Annotated in this window: 22 protein-coding genes; 19 read left to right on the top strand and 3 right to left on the bottom strand. The window is 67.7% G+C overall.

Annotated features, from left to right (window positions below):
* Position 1: 1 nt before the first annotated feature.
* From U1839_RS09190 to U1839_RS09180, 3 genes are all read right to left on the bottom strand, one after another.
* The gene (locus U1839_RS09190; protein ID WP_332803350.1) at positions 2-712 is read right to left on the bottom strand and encodes a ParA family protein; all 711 of its coding nucleotides are present in this window, start codon (positions 710-712) and stop codon (positions 2-4) included.
* A 148-nt stretch (positions 713-860) separates the two neighbouring features.
* Positions 861-1,238, bottom strand: coding sequence for a hypothetical protein (locus U1839_RS09185; RefSeq protein WP_332803349.1), 378 nt, complete (start codon positions 1,236-1,238; stop codon positions 861-863).
* A 102-nt stretch (positions 1,239-1,340) separates the two neighbouring features.
* On the bottom strand, positions 1,341-2,651 hold the full coding sequence (locus U1839_RS09180; protein ID WP_332803348.1) for a Y-family DNA polymerase: 1,311 nt from the start codon (positions 2,649-2,651) through the stop codon (positions 1,341-1,343).
* 63 nt (positions 2,652-2,714) lie between these two features.
* Between U1839_RS09180 and U1839_RS09175 the strand changes: the two genes are divergently transcribed.
* The 19 genes from U1839_RS09175 (at position 2,715) to ftsA (ending at position 23,074) form a co-directional block, all read left to right on the top strand.
* Positions 2,715-3,719 carry a phytanoyl-CoA dioxygenase family protein gene (locus U1839_RS09175; RefSeq protein WP_332803347.1) on the top strand — a complete coding sequence of 335 codons (1,005 nt, stop codon included), beginning with the start codon at positions 2,715-2,717 and terminating at the stop codon, positions 3,717-3,719.
* 175 nt (positions 3,720-3,894) lie between these two features.
* Positions 3,895-4,137, top strand: a complete 243-nt coding sequence (locus U1839_RS09170; RefSeq protein WP_332803346.1) for a cytochrome c family protein — start codon at positions 3,895-3,897, stop codon at positions 4,135-4,137.
* A 78-nt stretch (positions 4,138-4,215) separates the two neighbouring features.
* The gene (locus tag U1839_RS09165; protein WP_332803345.1) at positions 4,216-5,208 is read left to right on the top strand and encodes a cysteine synthase A; all 993 of its coding nucleotides are present in this window, start codon (positions 4,216-4,218) and stop codon (positions 5,206-5,208) included.
* A 63-nt stretch (positions 5,209-5,271) separates the two neighbouring features.
* Positions 5,272-5,571: a hypothetical protein gene (locus U1839_RS09160; protein ID WP_332803361.1), complete on the top strand. Its 300-nt coding sequence runs from the start codon at positions 5,272-5,274 to the stop codon at positions 5,569-5,571.
* Positions 5,572-5,882: 311 nt separating this feature from the next.
* On the top strand, positions 5,883-6,392 hold the full coding sequence (locus U1839_RS09155; RefSeq protein WP_332803344.1) for a division/cell wall cluster transcriptional repressor MraZ: 510 nt from the start codon (positions 5,883-5,885) through the stop codon (positions 6,390-6,392).
* Complete coding sequence (rsmH, locus tag U1839_RS09150) at positions 6,389-7,345, top strand: 16S rRNA (cytosine(1402)-N(4))-methyltransferase RsmH (RefSeq protein WP_332803343.1); 957 nt, start codon at positions 6,389-6,391, stop codon at positions 7,343-7,345. The genes U1839_RS09155 and rsmH overlap by 4 nt, the downstream gene beginning before the upstream one ends.
* The gene (locus U1839_RS09145; protein WP_332803342.1) at positions 7,345-7,938 is read left to right on the top strand and encodes a hypothetical protein; all 594 of its coding nucleotides are present in this window, start codon (positions 7,345-7,347) and stop codon (positions 7,936-7,938) included. The genes rsmH and U1839_RS09145 overlap by 1 nt, the downstream gene beginning before the upstream one ends.
* Complete coding sequence (locus U1839_RS09140; RefSeq protein WP_332803341.1) at positions 7,935-9,677, top strand: peptidoglycan D,D-transpeptidase FtsI family protein; 1,743 nt, start codon at positions 7,935-7,937, stop codon at positions 9,675-9,677. Before U1839_RS09145 ends, U1839_RS09140 begins: the two co-directional genes overlap by 4 nt.
* On the top strand, positions 9,674-11,089 hold the full coding sequence (locus U1839_RS09135; protein ID WP_332803340.1) for a UDP-N-acetylmuramoyl-L-alanyl-D-glutamate--2,6-diaminopimelate ligase: 1,416 nt from the start codon (positions 9,674-9,676) through the stop codon (positions 11,087-11,089). The genes U1839_RS09140 and U1839_RS09135 overlap by 4 nt, the downstream gene beginning before the upstream one ends.
* 124 nt (positions 11,090-11,213) lie before the next feature.
* Positions 11,214-12,587 (top strand): UDP-N-acetylmuramoyl-tripeptide--D-alanyl-D-alanine ligase, encoded by a 1,374-nt coding sequence (locus tag U1839_RS09130; RefSeq protein ID WP_332803339.1) that lies wholly within the window; start codon positions 11,214-11,216, stop codon positions 12,585-12,587.
* Positions 12,587-13,657, top strand: a complete 1,071-nt coding sequence (gene mraY / locus U1839_RS09125; protein ID WP_281125055.1) for a phospho-N-acetylmuramoyl-pentapeptide-transferase — start codon at positions 12,587-12,589, stop codon at positions 13,655-13,657. Before U1839_RS09130 ends, mraY begins: the two co-directional genes overlap by 1 nt.
* Positions 13,654-15,060, top strand: coding sequence for a UDP-N-acetylmuramoyl-L-alanine--D-glutamate ligase (murD, locus tag U1839_RS09120; RefSeq protein WP_332803338.1), 1,407 nt, complete (start codon positions 13,654-13,656; stop codon positions 15,058-15,060). The genes mraY and murD overlap by 4 nt, the downstream gene beginning before the upstream one ends.
* Complete coding sequence (locus U1839_RS09115; protein ID WP_332803337.1) at positions 15,057-16,274, top strand: FtsW/RodA/SpoVE family cell cycle protein; 1,218 nt, start codon at positions 15,057-15,059, stop codon at positions 16,272-16,274. Before murD ends, U1839_RS09115 begins: the two co-directional genes overlap by 4 nt.
* A complete protein-coding gene (gene murG / locus U1839_RS09110) occupies positions 16,271-17,431 on the top strand; it encodes an undecaprenyldiphospho-muramoylpentapeptide beta-N-acetylglucosaminyltransferase (protein ID WP_332803336.1) in 1,161 nt (386 codons plus the stop codon). The genes U1839_RS09115 and murG overlap by 4 nt, the downstream gene beginning before the upstream one ends.
* Positions 17,428-18,834 carry a UDP-N-acetylmuramate--L-alanine ligase gene (gene murC / locus U1839_RS09105; protein ID WP_332803335.1) on the top strand — a complete coding sequence of 469 codons (1,407 nt, stop codon included), beginning with the start codon at positions 17,428-17,430 and terminating at the stop codon, positions 18,832-18,834. Before murG ends, murC begins: the two co-directional genes overlap by 4 nt.
* Positions 18,835-18,937: 103 nt before the next feature.
* On the top strand, positions 18,938-19,879 hold the full coding sequence (gene murB / locus U1839_RS09100; protein WP_332803334.1) for a UDP-N-acetylmuramate dehydrogenase: 942 nt from the start codon (positions 18,938-18,940) through the stop codon (positions 19,877-19,879).
* Entirely contained in the window at positions 19,804-20,871 is a 1,068-nt protein-coding gene (locus tag U1839_RS09095; RefSeq protein WP_443030589.1) for a D-alanine--D-alanine ligase, read from the top strand. The genes murB and U1839_RS09095 overlap by 76 nt, the downstream gene beginning before the upstream one ends.
* Positions 20,868-21,806, top strand: coding sequence for a cell division protein FtsQ/DivIB (locus tag U1839_RS09090; RefSeq protein WP_332803333.1), 939 nt, complete (start codon positions 20,868-20,870; stop codon positions 21,804-21,806). The genes U1839_RS09095 and U1839_RS09090 overlap by 4 nt, the downstream gene beginning before the upstream one ends.
* A gap of 5 nt (positions 21,807-21,811) precedes the next feature.
* Positions 21,812-23,074: a cell division protein FtsA gene (gene ftsA / locus U1839_RS09085; protein WP_332803332.1), complete on the top strand. Its 1,263-nt coding sequence runs from the start codon at positions 21,812-21,814 to the stop codon at positions 23,072-23,074.
* Positions 23,075-23,143: the final 69 nt, after the last annotated feature.

The raw sequence follows: 23,143 nt of genomic DNA, 5'->3' as shown, positions 1-23,143 counted from the left end.
GTCATTGCGCCAGGCGCTTCTCGATCACTTGCCACAAATCGGCAAAGGCCCTCGCGCCGACCGATTTTGCGGCGAAGGCGCCGACCGGTGCGCGCCGCGCCGCCATCGTCTCGACCACGCTCGCCATCGGGATGACCGGCCAGTCGGGATGACGCGCCAAAGCCTCGGCGTGGAGCTTGCGGCGACGATCGACCATCGAATGGACCGGCAGCAACTGCTTTTTGCCGAGATGTTTGGCGACTTCGGCAAAGGCGCGTTCGCTGAGCGGGGAGGGGATGACCGGCACGACGACGAGATCGGCGGCGCGCATCACCTGGTCGCTGGTCTCGGTCAGCCCGGGCGGGCAATCGAGCAGGACGCGGTCATAGCCCTTGTGGATCGTCTCGATCAGTTTCTGCAGCCGCTTCTTCTTGTCGAGCTCGTGAAACAGCAGGTCGAGCCCGCGCAACGACATGTCGGCGCCGATCAGGTCGAGCCGGTCGATCCCGGTCGGGCGGATCAGCTTGGTCGGCTCGACATCCTTGGAGAAGATCGCCTGCGCCGGCTCGCGCGCGCGGCCATCGGACAGCATGAAGGTGCTCGCGGCCTGCGGGTCGAGATCCCACAGCAATGTACGGCGCGCCGACAGCGTCGCCGAGGCCCAGGCGAGATTGACGGTCAGCGTGGTTTTGCCGACGCCGCCCTTGAGGCTGTAGATCGCGATGGTCGACAAGGACGCGGCTCCGCTAGCAGGTCGGCGCATCGTGCCCAAGCGGCGCGGGCGAGGCAAGCGCGCAGACGCGAAAAGGGCCGGCGGATTGCGCCGCCGGCCCATGGGGTGGGATATCCGCCGTCGCCTGGGCAACGACGCGGGAGAGCAATCAGGCCTTGCAGGCTTGCTCGGGCTTGCCCGGCGAGGTCAACGTGATCGCCGTCGGGGTGCCGGTGAGCACGAAGCCATCGGCCTTGAAGGGCGCGCCGTCGCTCTCGGCGGTCAGCTTGACCGGGATGGTGGCATCGCCGACCTTGATCGTGACCTGCTTGTTGCCGGCGTAGAAATCGACCGTGGCGAGGCTCTGGTCCTTGCAGCGGAAGGTGCGCGTCGCGGTGATCGCCGGCGGCAGCTCGACCGCGGGGCGATTGGCCAGCGCTTCGGCCTGCGGGTCCGGTGCGGTCGCAGAGACGACTTCGGTTTTTTGCTTACAGGCCGAAAGCGCGAGCAGCGCGACGGCGGCGGCGGGGAGGAGGCGGTTTATCATAGTGGTTTTCGCTTCGCGCACGCAGCATCGTCCGTCAAGACCGTACTCTCCACATACCATCGGATAGCGCTGCAATGCAGCAGAAACAGCCTTCTCCAGCCGTCATTCGTGAAATTCATCGAGCTCGGGGATGCGTCCGAACGCAATCTTCGTACCGACGCGATCGATCCGTCCGCCGTGCAGCGGGCCGAGGCTGACGGCGTGGCGGCCGAAGCGCCGGTTGATGCGATCCATCGTGCGGCTGAGCGCCAGCGTGCGCGTTTCGCGGGCCAGCGGGTCGTCGGGATCGAGCAGCGCGAACAGTGATTGCTGTTCCGCGGCGACGGGCTCGATCTCGGCCAGCGTCACCCCGATCATGCGAATCTGGAAATCGCCGGGCCGCGCGCGACCCGCCGCGACGAGGCGCGGGAACAGCCGATCGAACGCGGCGAGGATGGCGAAGCTGTCCTGCGTGACGGGCAGTCGCTGCGCGGCGCGCCAGCTCGATTTATCGTCCTCGAAGCGGGCGTGGAGGATCAACAGGCGGCAGCGATAGGCCTTGCGCCGCAGCCGGCTCGCCGCCTTGAAGGCGAGGCGCCGTGCGGTCAGCCGCACCGCCTCGACGCCGCGCTTGCCCGGCGACAGAACATGGCTGTGGCCGATGGTGCGGCTCTGCGTGGCCTTTTCGGGCAGGTCGACGCCGTGCAGCAGATACCAAAGCCGGTCGCCATCGGTGCCGCCCCAGGCGGTGCCGGCGTCGCGCGGTCGGCGTTCGCACAGCTGGCGGATATCGTTGACCCCGTCGCGCGCCAGCCGCCGCTCCATCTTCGCGCCGATCCCGGCAATGTCGCGCAGGTTGAGGTCATAGAGCCGCTGCGGCAACTGTTCGGCATCGAGCACCACCAGCCCGTCCGGTTTCTGCATGTCGGAGGCGAGCTTGGCGAGCAGCCGGTTCGGCGCGATGCCGACCGATGAGGTGAGGCAGTCGCCGACATGGGCGCGAATCCCGGCCTTGATGCGGCGCGCGAGCGCGATTGCCGCATCGCGACCATTTTCGTTGTCGAGCAGCCGGCACGCCACCTCGTCGATCGAGCAGACCCGCGTCACCGGAATGTGCCTCCAGATCTCGGCGACGATCGCATCGTGGAATTCGACATAACGCTCATGCCGTGCCGGGGTGACGATCAGGTCGCGGCACCGGCGTCGCGCCACCCATATGGGCGTGCCGGTGCCGATGCCGTAACGCTTCGCCTCGACCGAGGCGGCGATCGCGACGGTCGTGTCGCTGTCGACCGGCGCAACGAGCACCGGCCTGCCGCGCAGCGCCGGGTCGAGCTGCTGCTCGACGCTGGCGAAATAGCTGTTGAGATCGAGGAACAGCCAGCGCAGCGGTCGTGGCGGCAGGGGCGGCGAGTCGCGCATGGTACGGAACATAACACGAACATGGCGATGGTCTACACAGTTGACGAGCGGCCGCCTTCCGTTCGACAAGGGCGCATGGCCAGCCTTGCTCCGCATCTGTCACGTTCGTCGCTCGCGCATGTTCGCGGTATCGAGGATTATTGGGCGCGGCGGACCGGGCGGGCGCAGCACAAGCCGCCAAGCGCGATGGCCGACCGGATGCTGCTCGATGCGCTGGGTCTCGGGATCGAACAGACCTGCACCTATCTGATGGCGGCGCGGCCGGACTATCCGGCGTTCGAGGCGTGGGTTTTCGAAACGGTCGGCGAACCCGATGGCGATCTGATCGATCGCTACAATGCCTGGTGCGACGGCGCGCCGGTCCCCGAGGCGACGCGCCGCCGGCTTGCCGCGATCGATGCGATGGCGCCGGTGCTCGATGCGCGCGATCTCGCGCATTGGGACGAGCATGGATATGTCGTGCTGCGCAGCGCGCTGACCCGCGATCAGGCGGCCGATCTCGAGGCATTGCTGTGGCGGACGATCGATGCGCGGCCCGACGATCCCGCGACGTGGTATGGGCCGCGCACCAACGGCATCATGATCCAGCATTTCCAGCACCCCGCGCAGGAGGTGGTGCGGCGCTCGGCGCGGGTGCACAAGGCGTTCGCGCAATTATGGGGCAGCAGCGACCTGTGGTCGAGCACCGACCGGCTGAGCTTCAACCCGCCCGAGATTCCGGGCAAGCGGTTCCCGGGGCCGCATCTGCACTGGGATGTCAGCGTCGTGCAGCCGATCCCGTTCGGCACGCAGGGCATTCTTTACATGACCGACACGGCGGCCGACCAGGGCGCGCTGCAACTCGTGCCGGGATTTCATCGCCGGATCGCGGCATGGCTCGACGCGCTCGGCGATGCCGATCCCCGGACGGTCGATCTGAGCGCCGAGGCGATCACGGTGCCGGCGGGGGCGGGCGACCTTGTCATCTGGCGCTACGATCTGCCGCACGGTGCCAGCGTCAACCGCGCCGACCGTCCGCGCATGGCGCAATATGCCAATATGTATTCGCCGGCATGGGTCGAGAATCCGGTGTGGCGATGAACATCGCGGCGGCCCGGCTGGCGCCTGCTGCGTTATTGTCGACATGCCGCGACGCCGGGCCGATCGACGTGCCGCGCGGCTTTGCGGCTATCGCATCTTTTGTCCGTGGTTTATCTGTCGCCTCGCGCGACGGCGGCGCGCGACCCGCACGAGCGGGATGGTGGGGAGAATGAGAATGAAGCGCTTGGTTGTTGGTCTGGGAATCGTGGTCGCGGCAACTGGCTGTTCGAGCCAGCAGACGGCGAGCGCCAACAGCGAGGAAACGATTCGTACCACCGCGATCGCCAATATCGTCGCGGCGATGCCGAATCAGACACCGACGCCTGTCGCCAACGAAACGGCCGCCACGGGGCCGGAAAACGGCGCCGCGCCCAGCGACCTTTCCAATATGGTGTCCAATATCACTTCGCAGGACTGATCGCGTGGCAATGCCTGCTTGGGCGACGTGCAGCAGCCGTTGCTTGCTCCGGCGGGTGTCGCGGGCCATGGCACCGCGATGACGTCGATACACAACAGTCTCGGATTGATCGGTAACACGCCGCTGGTGCTGCTCAAGGGGCCAAGCGAGGCGGCCGGCGCCGAGATCTACGGCAAGTGCGAGTTCGCCAACCCCGGCGCCTCGGTCAAGGACCGCGCCGCACTGTTCATCGTCGAGGATGCCGAGGCGCGCGGCCAGCTCGCGCCGGGCGGCACGATCGTCGAGGGGACGGCCGGCAATACCGGCATCGGCCTCGCGCTGGTCGGCAATGCCAAGGGCTACAAGACGATCATCGTCATGCCCGAGACTCAAAGCCGCGAGAAAATGGATACGCTGCGCGCGCTCGGTGCCGAGCTCGTGCTGGTGCCGGCGGCGCCCTATTCCAACCCGGCGCATTTCGTCCACACCTCGCGCCGCATCGCCGAGGAGACGCCGGGCGCGATCTGGGCCAACCAGTTCGACAATATCGCCAATCGCCGCGCCCATATCGTCGGCACGGCGGAGGAAATCTGGACGCAGCTCGATGGCCGGATCGACGGCTTCACCTGCGCGGTCGGCACGGGCGGGACGCTGGCGGGCGTCGGTCTCGGGCTCAAGGCCAAGGACGAAAAGGTTACGATTGCACTCAGCGATCCACACGGCGCTGCGCTTTTTGCCTATTATGCCTTTGGCGAGCTCAAGGCGGAGGGCAGTTCTGTTGCGGAAGGGATCGGACAGGGGCGCATCACCGCCAATCTTGAGGGCGCGCCGATCGACACGCAATTCCGCATCTCCGACGAGGAGGGGCTCGAATGGGTCCGCCGGCTGCTGGCCGAAGAGGGGCTATGCCTCGGGCTCTCGTCGGGCATCAACGTCGCTGGCGCGGTGCGCCTCGCGCGGGAGATCGGCCCCGGTGCGCGCGTCGCGACGATCCTGTGCGATACCGGCTTTCGCTACCTGTCGACGCTGTACAATCGGGCATGGCTCGAGCAAAAAAGCCTTACCGTCCCACCGTGGCTCATGCGTGATTAGCACGCGCCGAGACGTGCCATCGACAAGACGATCGGTATGCGTTACATTTCTGCCACAGTGACGATGATAATCGAACAGGACCAGGGCCAGACGTCGCAACGCGTCAAGGTCGGTATGATCGGCCTCGCTGCGGTGTTGCTGCTCATTTTATTCGCGGCCGCGGTGTATAGCACGGCGAACCGCGATCGGCTGGTTGCGGTCACCGGCGGAGTGCGCCCCGATGTCGTCGCCAATCTCGTCGCGGGCAATCAGGCGGCGCCGGGTGCCGCCGCGACGAGCGAGCCGCTGGCCGATATGGGCGTCGCGCCGAGCGCGCCAACCGACAATGGCAGCGCCGGACGGCCACCGCACCCGCCGCGCTGACCCGCGCGCGCGCAAGAGAATCGAGCATGGGGATTTTTGGGGAAATCACGGGACGATCGTGGATTCGCCCGGGTTTGCGCGGGATTCGCCCTTCAACAAGCCGAACAGACTGGGAACAGGTAAAAATACGGATCCCAAAAACCGCCCGAAATAGAGGATTATAGTAAACTAACCCCTAAAATCCCCGCTAATCCCCTTGTGTCCCTGACCCTCCCGCGCTACGCCCATCAATATTGAGGGGCAGACTCAACGTGCCTGCGTGAAAGCAGCGCTCGAAGGCGGCGATGGTCGCTTTTCGGGGCAGGTTCGTTGTGTCCGCGACCATTGGGATCGGCGCAGTGACAAGGGGCATTTACAAGGGAGCGGCGTTGCAGCTTGTCGATGACAAGCTCCGCGTTGCCATCCCTGCTTCGCTGCGCAACACCATCATCGCCAATTCGCCCGAGGGCGACATGCGGGTCACCATCGCGGTGCACCCGCAGGGCGACTGCCTGGTCGGTTACGACCTCCCCTGGGGAATCGAACTCAATGCGCGGGCCAATGCCCGGGACGCCGCGCACGCCGACACGAACGGCGAGATCGATTATGGCTACAAGCGCCGCGTCGCCAATGGTGAAGACCTGCCGTTCGACCCCAGCGGCCGGTTCATCATGCACGGCTTCCACAAGAAGAAGGCCGGGATCGGCAAATACGCCTATTTCTACGGCCAGTGGGACCATTTCGAGATCTGGGACCCCGCGACGCTGCTCGCCGCCCAGTCGTCGGGCACGATGCGCGACAATCTCGAATATCTGCTCGAAGAAAAGGGGATCGTGCTGTGAACGATCCCGTCACCCAACCGCATATCCCCGTGTTGCTCGATGAAGTCGTCGATGCGCTCGCCATCTGCCCCGGCGAGCGCCATGTCGATGCGACCTTCGGTGCCGGGGGCTATACGCGGGCGCTGCTCTCCCTTGGCGCCCGCGTATTCGCATTCGATCGCGATCCCGATGCGATCGCCGCCGGCCAGGCGCTGGCCGACGCGAGCGGCGGCGCGCTGACGCTCGTGCCGGCGCCCTTTTCGGCGATGGAGAGCGAACTGGCCGCGCGCGATGCGCTGCCGGTCGACGGCGTGACGATGGATATCGGCGTGTCGTCGATGCAGCTCGACCAGGCCGAGCGCGGCTTTTCGTTCCAGGCGGACGGTCCGCTCGACATGCGCATGAGCCAGGAAGGCGAGAGCGCCGCGGACTTCGTCAATCACGCCGATGAAAGCGTGATCGCCGACGTGCTGTACGAATATGGCGAGGAGCATCGGTCGCGCCGCGTCGCGCGCGCGATCGTCGCGGCGCGTCCGATCACGCGGACCGGCGAGCTGGCGCGTGTCATTCGCAAGGCGCTGGGCCACAAGCCGCACGACAAGAAGGATCCGGCGACGCGCGCGTTCCAGGCAATCCGCATTCATGTGAACCGCGAGCTCGGCGAACTGGCCGACGGTCTTGCCGCCGCCGAGCGCGTGCTCGCGCCGGGTGGTCGCCTTGCGATTGTGACCTTCCATTCATTGGAAGACCGGATGGTCAAGCGCTTCCTGCGCGAGCGCAGCGGCGGGACGCCGGCGGGCTCGCGGCATCTGCCCGATGTCGTGGCGCTTGCCGCGCCGAGTTTCGAACAGGTGGGCAAGGCGGTGCGCGCCGGCGACGCCGAGGTCGCGCGCAACCCGCGGGCGCGGTCGGCGACGTTGCGGACGGCGCGGCGCACCGCGGCGCCGGCATGGGTTTTTGAGGGAGCGATGTGATGCTTGCTTATGCGTGGAAGAGTCTTGGCTGGTTCGCCGCGAGTGTCGCGGTCGCGCTCGGTTTCCTGCTCGTGCCGTTGCAGGTCGCGGCCGAGCGCAAGAAGCTCGACAAGACCACGGCGCTGATCGCCGCCGCGCACCGCGACATCCGCGCGCTGGAAACCGAGTTCGATACCCGCGCCAACCTCGCCCAGCTCGAGCAGTGGAACGGCGACACGCTGCGCCTCACCGCGCCGGTGTCGGGCCAGTATGTCAGCGACGAGGCGGCGCTTGCCAGCCTCGACCTACGCCAGCAGCAGCCGCTGCCGGCCGGCGCCGGCCAGCCGACGGCGCAGATGGCGTCGCTGGTCGTGCCGTCGCGGCCGACCGGGCTCGCGACTGTCCAGGCGGTGACGCCGACGGTGCGGATCCTGCCGCGCGCCGCCACGCCCGAACCGAGTCTCGGCGCGGCGGTCGGCGAGGTGCGCACCGCCGCAGTTCAGCACGGCAAGGCGCAGGCGGTGGCGCTGCTCGATCGCAAGTTGCTCAGCGATTCGACCATCGGCGACCTGATGAGCAGCGCCCGCGCCGAGACCGGAGGCGCCGCCCGGTGACCGCGATGGTCGCGCTTCCTCAACCGCAACGCCGCATGGGCGGCCAGCGCCAGGCGCTGGTCGCCGTCGCGCATGTGCGGCTGATGATGCTGATGCTGCTCATCGGGGCCGGCTTCCTGCTGGTGACGGCGCGGATCGCGATGCTCGGTCTGCTCGGCACGCCGGCCAACGCCGCGACCTTCTCCGGCGGCTTGATGCAGCGCGGCGACATCGTCGATCGCAACGGCTCGCCGCTCGCGCGCACGATCGCGGCCTGGACGATCGGCATCCATCCGCACGAGGTGATCGGCGACCGTCACGAGATCGCGCGCCAGCTCGCCGAAGCGATGCCGGGGCAGAGCGAGGACTATTATTACGCCCAGCTGACGCGCGACGTGCCGTTCACCTATCTCGATCGCCATGCCTCGCCGGCGACGGTCAACCGCGTCCATGTCATCGGCGAGCCGGCGATCGTCTTCGCGCAGGAGGCGGAACGGCTCTATCCCCAGTCGACGCTGGCGGCGCACGTACTGGGTTATGTCGCACCGACCGACAGCGACCCGAACATCATCGGACGCGCCGGCATGGAACGTGCGTTCGAAAAGGAGTTGAGCCATCCCGTGCGCGGCACTGCGCTGGCGCTGTCGGTCGACAGCCGCGTGCAGGCGGCGGTCGAAAGCGAACTCGGCCGCGCGATGGTCGACTTCAAGGCCAAGGCAGCGACCGGTGTGGTGCTGGATGTGGATACCGGCGAGGTCATCGCGATGGTCTCGCTGCCGGTCTACAATCCCAACAAGCTGAAGGGCACCAGTTCCGAGGCGCTGCGTAACAACGTCACGCAATCGGTCTATGAGCTGGGTTCGACCTTCAAGCCGATCACCATGGCGGCGGCGATCAACGACGGCGTCGTCACCTCGATGGCACGCCGCTTCGACGCGACGGTGCCGTTGCAGATCGGTCGCTTCACGATCCATGACGATCGCGGCGACGAGCAGCGCCGCTGGCTCAACATCCCCGAAACCTTGGTCTATTCGTCCAACATCGCGACCGCGCGGATCGCCGACGAACTCGGTCAGGCGCGGCTGTCCGGCATGTTCCGGGCGCTCGGCTTCGATACCAAACCGGAGATCGAGCTCAAGGAAAAGGCGCGGCCGCTATGGCCGAGCTTCTGGGCACGCACCACGGTGATGACGACCGCCTATGGGCACGGCATCGCCGTGACGCCGCTGCAGCTCGCCAATGCCTATGCGACGCTGGTCAATGGCGGCGTCTGGCGGCCGACGACCCTGCTCAAGGTCGCGCCGGGCGCGGCGCCGGCCGGGCGGCGCGTGCTGACCGAGGCGACCAGCGCGCGGATGCGCCAGCTGCTGCGGCTCGTCGTGCTCAAGGGTACCGGTCGCAAGGCCGACGTGCCGGGCTACCGTGTCGGCGGCAAGACCGGGACAGCAGAGGTTGCCGGGGTTGGCGGCTATTCGAAGAAAGCCAATGTCTCGACCTTTGCCGGGGCTTTCCCGATGGATCATCCGCGCTACGTTGTCGTCGCGATGCTCGATTCGCCGATCGGCAATGCCGAATCCTTTGGCCTGACGACCGCGGCATGGACTGCCGCGCCGGTCGTCAACCGCGTCATCGCGCGGACCGGCGCGATGCTCGGGGTGTTGCCCGACGACAAGCGCGACGTGGATGTGTCCGAGCTGCTGCCGATGCTGTGGCAGGCGCCGGGCGACGCGAAGGACAAGAAAATGGCGAGCAAGGAATGAAGCTCTCCGCGTTGACCGGCGGGTCCGAGCACGCGACCATCACCGGCTTCGCGATCGATCACCGCAAGGTGGCGCCGGGCACGGTTTTCGGCGCCTTCGAGGGCACGCGTGTCAATGGCGAGGACTTCATCCCCGCGGCGATCGCGGCCGGCGCGATCGCCGTCGTCGCGCGGCCGCAGGCACAGGTGGTCGGCGCGGTGCATATCGCCGACGCTCACCCGCGCGAGCGTTTCGCGCGGCTCGCGGCGTCGTTCTTCGCGCCCTTCCCGGCGGTCGCGGTCGCGGTGACCGGGACCAACGGCAAGACCTCGACCGTCGAGATGACGCGGCAATTGTGGCGGATGGCCGGCTTCCACGCCGCATCGATCGGCACGCTTGGCGTGACCACCGGCGACGACCGCGTCACCACCGGGCTGACCACGCCCGATGTCGTGACCTTCCTGTCCAACGTCGCGGGGCTGGCGCGCGAGGGTGTGACGCATGTCGCGTTCGAGGCATCGAGCCATGGCCTGTCGCAATATCGCACCGAGGGGCTGCGCGTTGCCGCCGCCGCCTTCACCAATCTCAGTCGCGACCATCTCGATTATCACGGCGACATGGCGGCCTATTTCACCGCCAAGCTGCGGCTGTTCTCCGAGGTGCTGGCGCCCGACGGCACGGCGGTGGTGTGGGCCGATGACGAGGCGTCGGCGCGCGTCGTCGATCTCGCGCGCGAGCGCGGCAACCGGCTGATCACCGTCGGCGAGCATGGCGACACGCTGCGATTGGTGTCGCGCGACCCGACGCTGCTCGGACAGGGGCTGGTGATCGAAGCCGGCGGCGCGACGCACAAGGTCAACCTGCCGTTGATCGGCGCCTATCAGGTCGCCAATGCACTGACTGCTGCCGGGCTGGTGATTGCGACCGGCGGCGACGTCGCCGCAACGCTCGCCGCGCTCGCGCGCCTGCAGCCGGTACGCGGCCGGCTCGAGCGCGCGGTGATCGCGCGCAGCGGCGCGCCGGTCTATGTCGACTACGCCCACACGCCCGATGCGCTCGAGGCGGCGATCGCCGCGCTCAAGCCGCATGCCGGCGGGCGACTGATCGTCGTGTTTGGCGCGGGCGGCGACCGCGACCAGGGCAAGCGCGCCGAAATGGGCAAGATCGCCGCCGCGCGCGCCGATGTCGCGCTCGTTACCGACGACAATCCGCGTAGCGAAAATCCCGCCACGATCCGCGCCATGATCCTCGAAGGCGCCCCCGGCGCCACCGAGATCGGCGATCGACGTACGGCGATCGGCCATGCGATCGCTGCGGCGGGCGCCGACGATATCGTGCTGATCGCCGGCAAGGGGCATGAGCAGGGGCAGATCGTCGGCGATCTCGTCCTGCCGTTCGACGACGTTAGCGTCGCGCGCGAGATGGCGGCGTGAACGAGGCGATGAGCGAGTCCCCCTCCCGCTTGCGGGAGATGCCAGGGGAGGGGCGTCGCCCCAGGCTCGGCCTGCGTTACGGTCACGCCCGCCCCCAACCCCTCCCGCAGTCGGGAGGGGAGAAGTGAGCCTCTGGACTGCCGCCGACATCGCCGCCGCCACCGGTGGCAGTGCGTCCGCCTACTTCAGGGTCGAGGGCGTCACCTTCGACTCGCGTGAGGTCGGTCCCGGCGATCTGTTCGTCGCGCTCAAGGGCGAGGCGACCGACGGTCACCGCTTCCTCGACGGCGCGTTCGATCGCGGCGCGGCCGGTGCGATCGTCAGCAGCGCGACGCCGCATCCGCATGTCCTCGTTTCCGACACGATGGTCGCGCTGGAAGATCTGGCGCGCGCCGCCCGCGCGCGCACCGCAGCACGGATTGTCGGCGTCACCGGATCGGTCGGCAAGACCGGGACCAAGGAGGCGCTGTTTGCCGCGCTCGATCGTAGCGCGCCGGGCGCCACGCATCGCTCGGTCAAGAGCTACAACAATCACACCGGTGTTCCGCTCAGCCTCGCGCGGATGCCGCCCGACAGTCGCTTCGCCGTGCTCGAAATGGGCATGAACCATGCCGGCGAGCTTTCCCAGCTCACTGCTCTGGTCCGTCCGCACGTCGCGATCGTCACCGCCATCGCCCCCGCGCACACCGCCTTTTTCCGCGACGAGAGCGCCATTGCCGACGCCAAGGGCGAGATCTTCGCCGGGCTCCAGCCGGGCGGCGTCGCGATCGTGCCGTTCGACAGCCCGCACCGCGACCGGCTGATCGCCGCCGCCACGCCTTATGCCGCGCGCATCGTCACCTTCGGCTCGGGCGACGGCGCCGATGTCCGCGCGATCGAGACGATGCGCCAGCCGAGCGGCGGGACCTTCGTCACCGCGCGGATCGGCGCGAAGGAACTTAGCTTCACGATCAGCCAGGCCGGCGCGCACTGGGTGTCCAACGCGCTCGCGGTGCTGGCGGCGGTCGATGCCGTCGGCGGCGATCTCGCGCTGGCCGGCCTCGCGCTGGCCGAGCTGGGCGGGCTGGCCGGGCGCGGCGCACGCTTCGCAGTGCCGCTCGGCGACGGCGAGGCGCTGGTGATAGACGAGAGCTATAACGCCAACCCGTCGTCGATGCGCGCGACGCTCGCCGTGCTCGCCGCCGAAAAGGCCTCGCGCAAGCTCGCCGTGCTCGGCGAAATGCGCGAGCTCGGCGCGGCCGGGCCAGCCTATCATGCGGCGCTGGCCGAACCGATCCTGGCGGCGGGCGTCGAACGGGTCATTCTCGTCGGTGAAGCGATGGCGCCGCTCGCCAGCGCGCTTGAGGGCGCCCTCGAATTCGTCCATGTGCCCGATGCCGCGAGTGCGCTCGCGTCGCTGCGCGCGACGCTCGCGCCGGGGGACGCGGTCCTCATCAAGGGTTCAAACGGAGTCGGGCTCGCGGCGGTGGTCGCGGGCCTGCAAGGCGGGAAAGCTTAATGCTGTATTTCATCGCTCAGCTGCTCGGCTTTCACGGCCTGCTCAACCTGTTTCGCTACCAGTCGTTTCGCATCGGCGGCGCGATCGCCACAGCGCTGTTCATCGGCCTGATCATCGGCCCACGCTTCATCGGCTGGTTGCGCGTCCGCCAGGGCAAGGGGCAGCCGATCCGTGCCGACGGCCCGCAATCGCACCTCGCCAAGCGCGGTACGCCGACGATGGGCGGGCTGATGATCCTCACCAGCCTGGCGCTGGCGGTGCTGCTGTGGATGAACCTCGACAATCCCTATGTCTGGGCGTGCATGTTCGTGACCTTCGGCTTCGGCGCGATCGGTTTTCTCGACGACTATGACAAGGTGAAGAAGGCCAGCACCAAGGGCGTGTCGGGTCGTCTGCGGCTGATCGGCGAATTCCTCATCGCCGGCATCGCGGCGTGGATCATCAGCAGCGAGAACGGCACGCATCTCTATCTGCCGTTCGTCAGCGGCTATTATTTCGACATCGGCTATTTCTACATCGTCTTTGCGGCGTTCACGATCGTCGCCTTCGGCAATGCGGTGAACCTGACCGACGGCCTCGACGGTCTCGCGACGATGCCGGTGATCATCGCCTCGGTGGCGTTCATGATCATCGTCTATCTCGTCGGCAACGCCAAGTTCGCGTCCTATCTCGGCATTCCCCACGTGCCCGGTGCGGGCGAGCTGGCGATCTTCTGCGGCGCGATGATCGGGGCAGGGCTTGCCTTTCTGTGGTTCAACGCGCCCCCGGCCGCGGTGTTCATGGGCGACACCGGTAGCCTCGCGCTGGGCGGCGCACTCGGCGCGATCGCCGTGACCGCGCATCACGAGATCGTGCTCGGTATCATCGGCGGGCTGTTCGTGATCGAGGCGCTGTCGGTCATCATCCAGGTGTTCTTCTACAAGCGCACCGGCAAGCGCGTGTTCCGCATGGCGCCGATCCACCATCATTTCGAGCAGATCGGCTGGAGCGAACCGACCGTCGTGATCCGTTTCTGGATCATCGCCCTGGTGCTCGCGCTGGCTGGCCTGTCGACGCTGAAGCTGCGGTGATCGTCTCGCCCCTCTGGCGCGGCAAACGCTACGCGGTGTTGGGGCTGGCACGTTCCGGTGCCGCCTCCGTGCGTGCGCTGCTGGCGGGTGGGGCGGAAGTTGTCGCGTGGGACAGCGACGAGGCGAAGCGCGCCCAGTTCCTCCCCGGAACGGGGAGGGGGACCGCCGAAGGCGGTGGAGGGGCTTGGAGCGCGGGGCGCGGGCATCTCGCTCCAAGCCCCTGCACCACCGGCTTCGCCGGCGGTCCCCCTCCCCGTTCCGGGGAGGAACTCGTTCTCGCCGATCCCGAAACGATCGATCTCGCCGGCTTCGACGGCCTCGTCGTGTCGCCCGGCGTGCCGCTCAACCGTCATCCCGTGGCGGCGCGGGCGCGTGCCGCCAACGTCCCGATCATCGGCGACATCGAACTGTTCGCCCAGGCGCGGGCCGCGTTGCCGGCGCACAAGGTCGTCGGCATCACCGGTACCAACGGCAAGTCGACCACCACCGCGCTGATCCACCACATCCTGGAAAGCGCCGGCGTGCCGGCGCGGATGGGCGGCAATATCGGCCTGCCGATCCTCGGTCAGGATCCGCTGCCGGCTGGCGGCGTCTATGTGCTCGAGCTGTCGAGCTACCAGATCGACCTGACCTTCAGCCTCGACTGCGATGTCGCGGTGCTGCTCAACATCACCCCCGACCATCTCGATCGCTATGATGGTTTCGCCGGTTACGCCGCGTCCAAGGCACGGCTGTTCGCGATGCAATCGGCCCGGCATGAAGCGATCATCGGCATCGGCGACGCGGCCTCGGCGACGATCGCGCGCGGCCTGTCGTCGCGCGGCGAGCACCTGACCAAGATCGCGCCGGGCGTGTGCATGGACCAGTCGCGCTGGCCGTCGCTGCAGGGCCCGCACAACGCCCAGAACGCGCTGGCGGCGATTGCCGCATGCCAGGCGCTCGGCGTGTCCGAGGCGGAGATCGATCGCGGGCTGGCAAGCTTTCGCGGCCTGCCGCACCGCATGGAGCAGGTCCGCGAGCTGCGCGGCGTCGCTTATGTCGACGATTCAAAGGCGACCAATCCCGAATCGACCGCGCCGGCGCTCGCCGCCTTTGCGCGCATCCACTGGATTCTCGGCGGCCAGGCCAAGACCGACGATCTCGACGCCTGCGCACCGCATTTCGGCCGCGTCGCGCGCGCCTATACGATCGGCGAGGCCGGCGCGCGTTTCGCGGCCTTACTCGCCCCGCACATGCCGGTCGAGCAGAGCGGCGATCTGGCGCACGCGGTCAGCAGTGCCGCCGGCCGTGCAGTGGTGGGCGATACCGTTCTGCTGTCGCCGGCCTGCGCCTCGTTCGACCAGTTCCGCGATTATGAGGATCGCGGCAACCAGTTTCGCGCGCTGGCCGAGGCGCTGACATGAGCGACGCCGGCTCCGAACTGACGCTGTGGAAACGCATGCGCCAGGGCGGTCGGACCGATCGCTCGCCGCTCGGCATGTGGTTCTGGGATATCGACCGTGTCGTGCTGTTGCTGACGCTGCTGCTGATGGCGGTCGGGCTGGTTGCGGTCGGCTCGGCCTCGCCCTCGGCGGCGGCGCGCTATTCCGACGAGCATCATCACATCCCGCCGCTCTTCTATCTGCAGTGGCAGATCCTGTGGGTCTGCGTGTCGTTGCCGGTGATGCTGGTCGTCTCGATGCTGTCGGTCGTCGCCGCACGCCGCATGGCGCTGATCGGCACCGTCCTCTGTCTCGCGATGCTGATCGCGGTGCCGTTCCTCGGGGTCGAGAAGAACGGCGCGACGCGCTGGCTCAATTTCGGCGTCTCGCTGGTTCAGCCGTCCGAATTCCTCAAACCCTGCTTCATCGTCACCTGCGCATGGCTGCTGTCGATGAAGGTGCGCGACGAGGCTTTGCCGGTCACCGTGATCACCGGCGCGATGACCGCATTTGTCGGGCTGCTGCTGATGATGCAGCCCGATTTCGGCCAGACGATCGTGTTCGTCGCCGTGTGGTTCGCGCTGCTGATGATCGCCGGCACGCCACCCAAGGTGATGGCCGGGCTGATCGCGCTGGCCCCGGCGGGCATCTTAGCGGCCTATTTCTTCTACGGCACCGCGCGCGCGCGGATCGACGCCTTTCTGTTTCCTTCGGCGGAAGGCGAGGGCGGCTCGGACCATTTCCAGACCAACGCCGCGCACGATACCATCACCGCCGGCGGGTGGCGCGGCACCGGGCCGGGCGGCGGAACGATGAAGTTTCGTCTGCCGGAAGGCCATACCGACTATATCTTCTCGGTCATCGGCGAGGAGTTCGGCCTCGTTGCCTGCATGATCATTGCGATGCTGTTTCTCGCCATCGTGGTGCGCGTGTTCGTCAAGCTGCTCGACGAGCGCGACGAGTTTCGCCTGTTCGCCGCCGCCGGGCTCGCCACGCAGTTCGGCGTGCAGTCGTTGATCAGCATGTCGGTCAATACCGGCCTCGCGCCATCCAAGGGCATGACCTTGCCGTTCATCAGCTATGGCGGGTCGTCGATGATCGCGCTGTCGATCGGGATGGGGTTGCTGCTGGCCTTCACGCGGCGCAATCCGTTCGTTACGCGCAGCCCTTATATTGCGCGTTGGAGCGGCGAATGAGCAAGATTCACCATTTCGTACTCGCCGCCGGCGGTACCGGCGGCCATATGGTCCCGGCCGCCGCGCTGGCCGCCGAACTTTCACGCCGCGGCCACCGCGTCGCGCTGGTCAGCGACGAACGCGGCGTGCGCTTCCCCGGCCTGTTCGACGGCGTGCAGACGCACATCCTCCCCGCCGGCCGCCTCGCCGGCGGTCCGGTCGGCTGGGTCAGGGCGGCGCGGGCGATGCTGCGTGGCCGCGCCATGGCGATCGAGCTGTTGCAGCATTTCCGCCCCGCCGCGGTGATCGGCTTTGGCGGCTATCCCGCGCTGCCGACCTTGCTTGCCGCCTTTCACCACAAGATCCCCACCGCGATCCATGAGCAGAACGCGGTGCTCGGCCGCGTCAACCGGCTGGTCGCCGGGCGCGTCAGCGCGATCGCCACCTCCTATGCCGAGGTCGAGCGCCTCAAGGACGGTTATCGCGGCAAGACCCATCTGGTCGGCAATCCGGTGCGCGATTCGATCATCGCGCTGCGCGACAAGCCCTATCCGCTGCTCGAGGAAGACGGCATTTTCCGCGTGCTCGTCACCGGCGGCAGCCAGGGCGCGAGCGTGCTGAGCCAGGTCGTGCCCGACGGCCTGTCGCTGTTGCCGGTCAATTTCCGTCGTCGGTTGCAGGTGACGCACCAGGCGCGGATCGAGGATATCGACGCCGCCCGCGCCAAATATGCCGAGCTGTCGATCGCCGCCGATCTCGCCACCTATCTGCCCGACCTGCCCGAGCATCTCGGCTGGGCGCATCTCGTCATCGCTCGTGCCGGCGCCTCGACGCTGGCCGAACTGACCTGCGCCGGCCGCCCCGCCATCCTCGTGCCGCTCCCCAGCGCGACCGACGACCATCAGACCGTCAACGCCCGCGAGATGACCGCGGCGGGCGGCGCACGGACGATCGACCAGCCCAATTTCACCCCGGTCGAACTGGCCAAGCAGATGCAGCGCCTCGGCCTCGATCCGTCGGCGCTGCAGAATGCCGCCGCCCGCGCGCGCAGCTGCGGCCGGCCCGATGCGGCACGCGACCTTGCCGATCTGGTCGAGAGCCTGGCCGAGACCGGCGGCGATATGCCGATCGGGCTCGCCCAACCCACAAACCCCAAGGATGGACTGGCTTTCGCATGAGGGGCGTCGCAACCGATATCGGCACGATCCATTTCGTCGGCATCGGCGGGATCGGCATGTCGGGCATTGCCGAGGTGATGCACAATCTCGGCTACAAGGTGCAGGGCTCCGACGTCGCCGAGGGCTATGTCATCCAGGGGCTGCGCGCCAAGGGCATCGCCGTGCATATCGGCCATGACGCCGCCAATCTCGGCGATGCGGCGGTGGTCGTCACCTCGACCGCGATCAAACGCAGCAACCCCGAGGTCGATGCCGCGCTCGAACGCCGTATCCCGGTGGTGCGCCGCGCCGAGATGCTCGCCGAGCTGATGCGGCTGAAATCGACCGTCGCGGTCGCCGGCACGCACGGCAAGACCACCACCACCTCGATGATCGCGGCGTTGCTCGATGCTGGCGGGGTCGACCCGACGGTCATCAATGGCGGCATCATCAACAGCTATGGCTCCAACGCCCGGCTCGGCGCGAGCGATTGGATGGTGGTCGAGGCCGATGAGAGCGACGGCAGCTTCCTGCGGCTCGACGGCACGATCGCGGTCGTCACCAACATCGATCCCGAGCATCTCGATCATTATGGCTCGTTCGACGCGGTCAAGGATGCGTTCGTCGAGTTCGTCGAGAACGTGCCCTTCTACGGCGCGGCGCTGCTGTGCCTCGATCATCCCGAGGTGCAGGGCATCATCCCGCGCGTCCGTGATCGCCGCGTCGTGACCTATGGCTTCTCGGCACAGGCCGATGTGCGCGGCGTCAACGTCACGTCCTTTCCCGGCGGCAATCGCTTCGAGACGATCGTGCGCAGCCGCGACGGCTCTACGCGCTCGATCGAGGGCATCGAAATGCCGATGCCGGGCCGGCACAATGTCCAGAACGCGCTTGCCGCGATTGGCGTGGCGCTCGAACTCGGCATCGACGACGCGACGATCCAGCAGGGCTTCGCCAAGTTCGGCGGGGTCAAGCGCCGCTTCACCAAGGTCGGCGAGACGCGCGGCGTGACCATCATCGACGATTACGGCCATCATCCGGTCGAGATCCGCGCCGTGCTGGCGGCGGCGCGCGAGGGCGTCGAGCACCGCGTCATCGCGGTGGTGCAACCGCATCGCTATTCGCGGCTCGGCAATCTGATGGAAGATTTCCAGGCCGCGTTCAACGACGCAGACATGGTGTTCGTCACGCCGGTCTATGCCGCTGGCGAGGCGCCGGTCGAAGGCGTCGATGCAGCCGCGCTGGTCGAGGGGCTCAAGCGGCGCGGCCATCGTTCCGCCGCGACCGTCGCCGATGCGGCGGCGCTTGCCACCGGGCTCGCCGCAACGGTCCAGCCCGGCGACATGGTCGTCTGCCTCGGCGCGGGGGACATTACCAAATGGGCAGCCGGCCTCGCGGATGCGATCGAGGCGATCCAGCTGTGACCATTAACCATCTTTCCTGCGCCTCGAGCGCCATCGGCAAGCCCATCGCCGCCATCGCCCTGTCGACAGCGCGCGACACTTACGGCGTAGGGCGAGTGCGGGCATGACGGTGTGCTACGCCCTTCCGCCGCTCCGCGGCTCGGTCGCGCATCAAGGCTCGCTGGCCGACTTCATCTGGTTCCGCACCGGCGGCCCGGCGGAATGGCTGGCGCGTCCCGAGGATGTCAGGGATCTGGCGAGTTTCATGGCGGGCCTCGATCCCGACACGCCGGTGCTGCCGGTCGGGGTCGGCTCGAATCTCATCGTGCGCGATGGCGGTGTACCCGGCGTGGTGGTGCGGCTGCCCAAGGCGATGGCGAAAGTGACGATCGAACCCGGCAACCGCGTGCGCGCCGGCGGCGCGGCGATGGGCATCACCGTGGCAAGCGCCGCGCGCGATGCCGGGATCGCCGGACTGGAATTTTTGCGCGGCATCCCCGGCACGGTCGGCGGCGCGGTGCGGATGAATGCCGGTGCCTATGGCCGCGACACCTCCGATATCCTGGTCGAGTTGACCGTCGTGACGCGCGGCGGGGATATCGAGACTTGGCCGGCAGCGCGGCTTGGCTACACCTATCGCCATTCCGACCTGCCAGCCGGCGCGGTGGTGGTCGAAGCATTGTTCCAGGGCGTGCCCGGTGACCCGCAGGTGATCGGCGCCGAGATGGATCGCATCGCCGCTGAGCGCGAGGCTTCGCAGCCATTGCGCTCGCGCACCGGCGGATCGACCTTCAAGAACCCGCCGGGCCACAAAGCCTGGGCGCTGATCGACGCTGCCGGGTGCCGGGGCCTGCGCAACGGCGACGCGCAGGTCAGCGAGAAGCATTGCAATTTCCTGCTCAACCTCGGCAGCGCGACGAGCGCGGAGATCGAGGCGCTGGGCGAAGAGTTACGGTCGAAGGTCCTGGCCCATTCGGGCGTGGCGCTGGAATGGGAAATCCAGCGGGTAGGTACAAAACTCCCTCTCCCCTTCAGGGGAGAGGGCCGGGGAGAGGGGCAGTCATGAACGCGGCACTTCCGACTCCCCCTCTCCCAACCCTCTCCCCTGAAGGGGAGAGGGCTATTCGCCCGCTCCACATCGCAGTGCTGATGGGCGGCTGGTCGGCCGAGCGCGAGGTTTCGCTGATGTCGGGTGCCGGCATCGCCGAGGCGCTGGAATCGCTCGGGCATCGCGTCACGCGTCTCGACATGGATCGCGGCGTCGCCGTGCGGCTCGCTGCGGTGAAGCCCGATCTGGTGTTCAACGCGCTGCACGGCACGCCCGGCGAAGACGGTTCGGTGCAGGGCATGCTCGACCTGATGGGTCTGCGCTACACGCATAGCGGCATGGTCACCTCGGTCATCGCGATCGACAAGGTGCTGACCAAGCAGGCGCTGGTGCCGCACGGCATCCCGATGCCCGGCGGCCGTATCGTCAAAACCGCCGATATATTCGAGGCCGATCCGCTCCAGCGGCCCTATGTCCTCAAGCCGGTCAACGAAGGCTCGTCGGTCGGCGTGGCGATCGTCACCGCCGACGGCAATTACGGCAACCCGATCGGGCGCGACGTGGCGGGCCCATGGCAGGAATTCGACGAGCTGCTCGCCGAGCCGTTCATCCGCGGGCGCGAACTGACCACCGCGGTGCTCGGCGACCGCGCGCTCGGCGTGACCGAGCTGAAGCCGAAGAGCGGCTTTTACGATTACGACGCCAAATATACCGACGGTCTGACCGAGCATGTCTTCCCGGCGCAGGTCCCCGACGAGATCGCCGCCGCGTGCACCGCGATCGCGCTGGAGGCGCACCGGCTGCTCGGTTGCAGGGGCGCGTCGCGCGCCGACTTCCGCTGGGATGACGAGCGCGGCGTCGATGGCCTGTTCCTGCTCGAGGTCAACACGCAGCCGGGCATGACCCCGCTCAGCCTGGTGCCCGAACAGGCGCGGCATCTCGGGATGAGCTATCCCGCGCTGGTGCAGGCGATCGTCGATGCCGCGATGGCCGAAGGGGAGGGGCGATGAGCCGTACGATCAAGCGCGCGCCGGCACGCCGCCCGGTGCCACCGCGGCGCAAGCCACCGACGATTTCGCTCGCCGACCGGCTGGTCGCCGTGCTGCCGATCAGCGAGCATGCGCTGCATCGCATCGTCACCTGGTCGATCTTCGCCGTGATCCTGGTCGCCGCCATCGTCGGCGCGAGCCTGGTTGGTATCCCCGGTGCGGTCGGTACCGCGATCGCCGAGGGCATCGGCCGGGCGGGTTTTCGCGTCGAGCAGATCCAGATCACCGGCGTCAGTCGCACCGATGCGATGATGGTCTATGCCGATGCGCTCGATCAGCGCTCGCGCGCGATGCCGCTGATCGATCTCGAAAAGGTGCGCGAGAAACTGCTCGCGCGGCAGGGCTGGATCCAGGACGCGCACGTCTCGCGGCGGCTGCCCGACACGCTGCTGATCCACATCGTCGAGCGCAAGCCGAGCGCGATCTGGCAGATGAACAACAAGCTCGCGCTGATCGCCGACAATGGCGTGACGCTCGAGCCGATTTCGGCCGACGCGATGCCCGATCTGCCGTTGTTGATCGGCCCGGGCGCCAACATGCAGGAGGCCGCCTATCTGCGGCTGCTCGACGTCGCGCCGGCCTTGAAACCGCAAATCAAGGCGGCGACCTGGGTCGGCAATCGCCGCTGGAACCTAACCTTCGACAGCGGTGAAACCTTGCTGCTGCCCGAGGGCGCGCAGGATGCCGCCGCTGCTTTGGTCAAGTTCGCCCAGGCCGACGGCACGCATCCGCTGCTCGGCAAGGGTTTCGTTCGTTTCGACATGCGCGACCCGGACAAGTTCGTCGCGCGCAAACCCGGCGAGATCGCCGATCGCAACATCAGCATCCCCGATACCGGCCATGCGCCGGCATCGGACAATCAGACGAAACCAAGCGGCACGACAGGGCAAGGGTAAAGCGTATGGCGAAACAGGCACCGGAAGGTCTGATCACGGCACTCGATATCGGGTCGTCGAAGGTCTCGGCGATGATCGCGCAAAAGGGTGATGGCGGGGAACTGATCGTGCTCGGCACCGGCCAGCGCGAGAGTCGTGGCGTCAAGCGCGGCTATATCGCCGACGCCGACGCCACCGAGGCGGCGGTGCGCGAAGCGGTCGAGCAGGCCGAGCGTATCGCGGGCACCAATATCGAGAATGTCTGGGTCAGCTTTTCGGCCGGCGGCCTCGTCTCCGACGTTGCCGAGGTAGAGTTCGAACTCGGCGGCCACCGCGTCGAACAGGGCGATATCGATGCGCTGCTCCAGGCCGGTCGCGAGTCGATCGATCCCGCCGGGCGCATGGTGCTGCATGCCCAGCCCGCGCTCTACACGCTCGACGGCCTGACCGGGGTCAAGAAGCCGCTCGGGCTGCATGCCGACCGGCTCGGGGTGCACATCCATGTCGTCGCCGCCGACGGCTCGCCGGTGCGCAATCTCGGTCTGTGCGTCGCCAACGCCCATCTCGAAGTGAAGGCGATCATCGCCTCGCCGGTTGCGACCGGCATGGCCTGCCTGTCGGAGGAGGAGCGCGAACTCGGCGTCGCGCTGGTCGAGCTCGGCGCGGGGATCACCAATGTCTCGCTGTTCGCCGGCGGCATGCTCGTCGGCCTGACCTCGATCCCGTTCGGCTCGGCCGACATCACCGACGACATCGCCTCGGCCTTTGGTACGCGCCGCGCGCAGGCCGAGCGCATGAAATGCTTCCATGGCTCCGCCAATGCGTCACCGCGCGACAATCACGAGATGATCGACGTCGCGCCGATCTCGGCCGAGGACGATACCAGCGAGGGAACCCGCATCACCAAGGCGCAGCTGATCGCGGTGATCCGCCAGCGGCTCGAGCATCTCATGGGCGAAGTGCAGAAGGCGCTGGTCGAACTCAAGTTCGAAGGGCCGGTCGGGCGCCAGGTGGTGCTGACCGGGGGCGGCGCCGAGCTGAAGGGGATCGCGGACTATATGCAGCAGGCGCTCGGCCGCTCGGTGCGGATCGGCCGCCCGCGCGGGCTGACCGGGTTGCCAGAAGCGCATTCCGGCCCCGGTTTTGCGACCCTGGCGGGGCTCGCATTCTACGCGGCCGCGGACCCGATCGACCTCCGCGCGCTGCCATCGGCGGGTCAAGTCGTCCATCGGCCGCGCGGTTTTGCGATTTTCCGGCGCCTGCTGGCGGCGGCGCGGGCGAATTATTGAAGAAATGAGACAAGATTTGGCGGTTCGCGCTGGAGTCGCTGCTGGCGATAGTGCAGAACGGCAACACAT

It is taken from the genome of Parasphingomonas halimpatiens (assembly GCF_036663795.1).
Classification (GTDB): Bacteria; Pseudomonadota; Alphaproteobacteria; order Sphingomonadales; family Sphingomonadaceae; genus Sphingomonas.
Note: the sequence above shows the minus strand (reverse complement) of the source record. Positions and strands in the feature narration are given on the sequence as shown.

Coding starts and splice junctions, on each gene's coding strand:
- murB (WP_332803334.1), top strand. CDS start 18,938: ATGACGGTGTGCTACGCCCTTCCGCCGCTCCGCGGCTCGGTCGCGCAT.
- U1839_RS09175 (WP_332803347.1), top strand. CDS start 2,715: ATGGCCAGCCTTGCTCCGCATCTGTCACGTTCGTCGCTCGCGCATGTT.
- U1839_RS09095 (WP_443030589.1), top strand. CDS start 19,804: ATGGGAAATCCAGCGGGTAGGTACAAAACTCCCTCTCCCCTTCAGGGG.
- U1839_RS09090 (WP_332803333.1), top strand. CDS start 20,868: ATGAGCCGTACGATCAAGCGCGCGCCGGCACGCCGCCCGGTGCCACCG.
- U1839_RS09115 (WP_332803337.1), top strand. CDS start 15,057: ATGAGCGACGCCGGCTCCGAACTGACGCTGTGGAAACGCATGCGCCAG.
- murG (WP_332803336.1), top strand. CDS start 16,271: ATGAGCAAGATTCACCATTTCGTACTCGCCGCCGGCGGTACCGGCGGC.
- U1839_RS09135 (WP_332803340.1), top strand. CDS start 9,674: ATGAAGCTCTCCGCGTTGACCGGCGGGTCCGAGCACGCGACCATCACC.
- murC (WP_332803335.1), top strand. CDS start 17,428: ATGAGGGGCGTCGCAACCGATATCGGCACGATCCATTTCGTCGGCATC.
- U1839_RS09170 (WP_332803346.1), top strand. CDS start 3,895: ATGAAGCGCTTGGTTGTTGGTCTGGGAATCGTGGTCGCGGCAACTGGC.
- U1839_RS09160 (WP_332803361.1), top strand. CDS start 5,272: ATGATAATCGAACAGGACCAGGGCCAGACGTCGCAACGCGTCAAGGTC.
- U1839_RS09180 (WP_332803348.1), bottom strand. CDS start 2,651: ATGTTCCGTACCATGCGCGACTCGCCGCCCCTGCCGCCACGACCGCTG.
- ftsA (WP_332803332.1), top strand. CDS start 21,812: ATGGCGAAACAGGCACCGGAAGGTCTGATCACGGCACTCGATATCGGG.
- mraY (WP_281125055.1), top strand. CDS start 12,587: ATGCTGTATTTCATCGCTCAGCTGCTCGGCTTTCACGGCCTGCTCAAC.
- U1839_RS09145 (WP_332803342.1), top strand. CDS start 7,345: ATGCTTGCTTATGCGTGGAAGAGTCTTGGCTGGTTCGCCGCGAGTGTC.
- U1839_RS09185 (WP_332803349.1), bottom strand. CDS start 1,238: ATGATAAACCGCCTCCTCCCCGCCGCCGCCGTCGCGCTGCTCGCGCTT.
- U1839_RS09165 (WP_332803345.1), top strand. CDS start 4,216: ATGACGTCGATACACAACAGTCTCGGATTGATCGGTAACACGCCGCTG.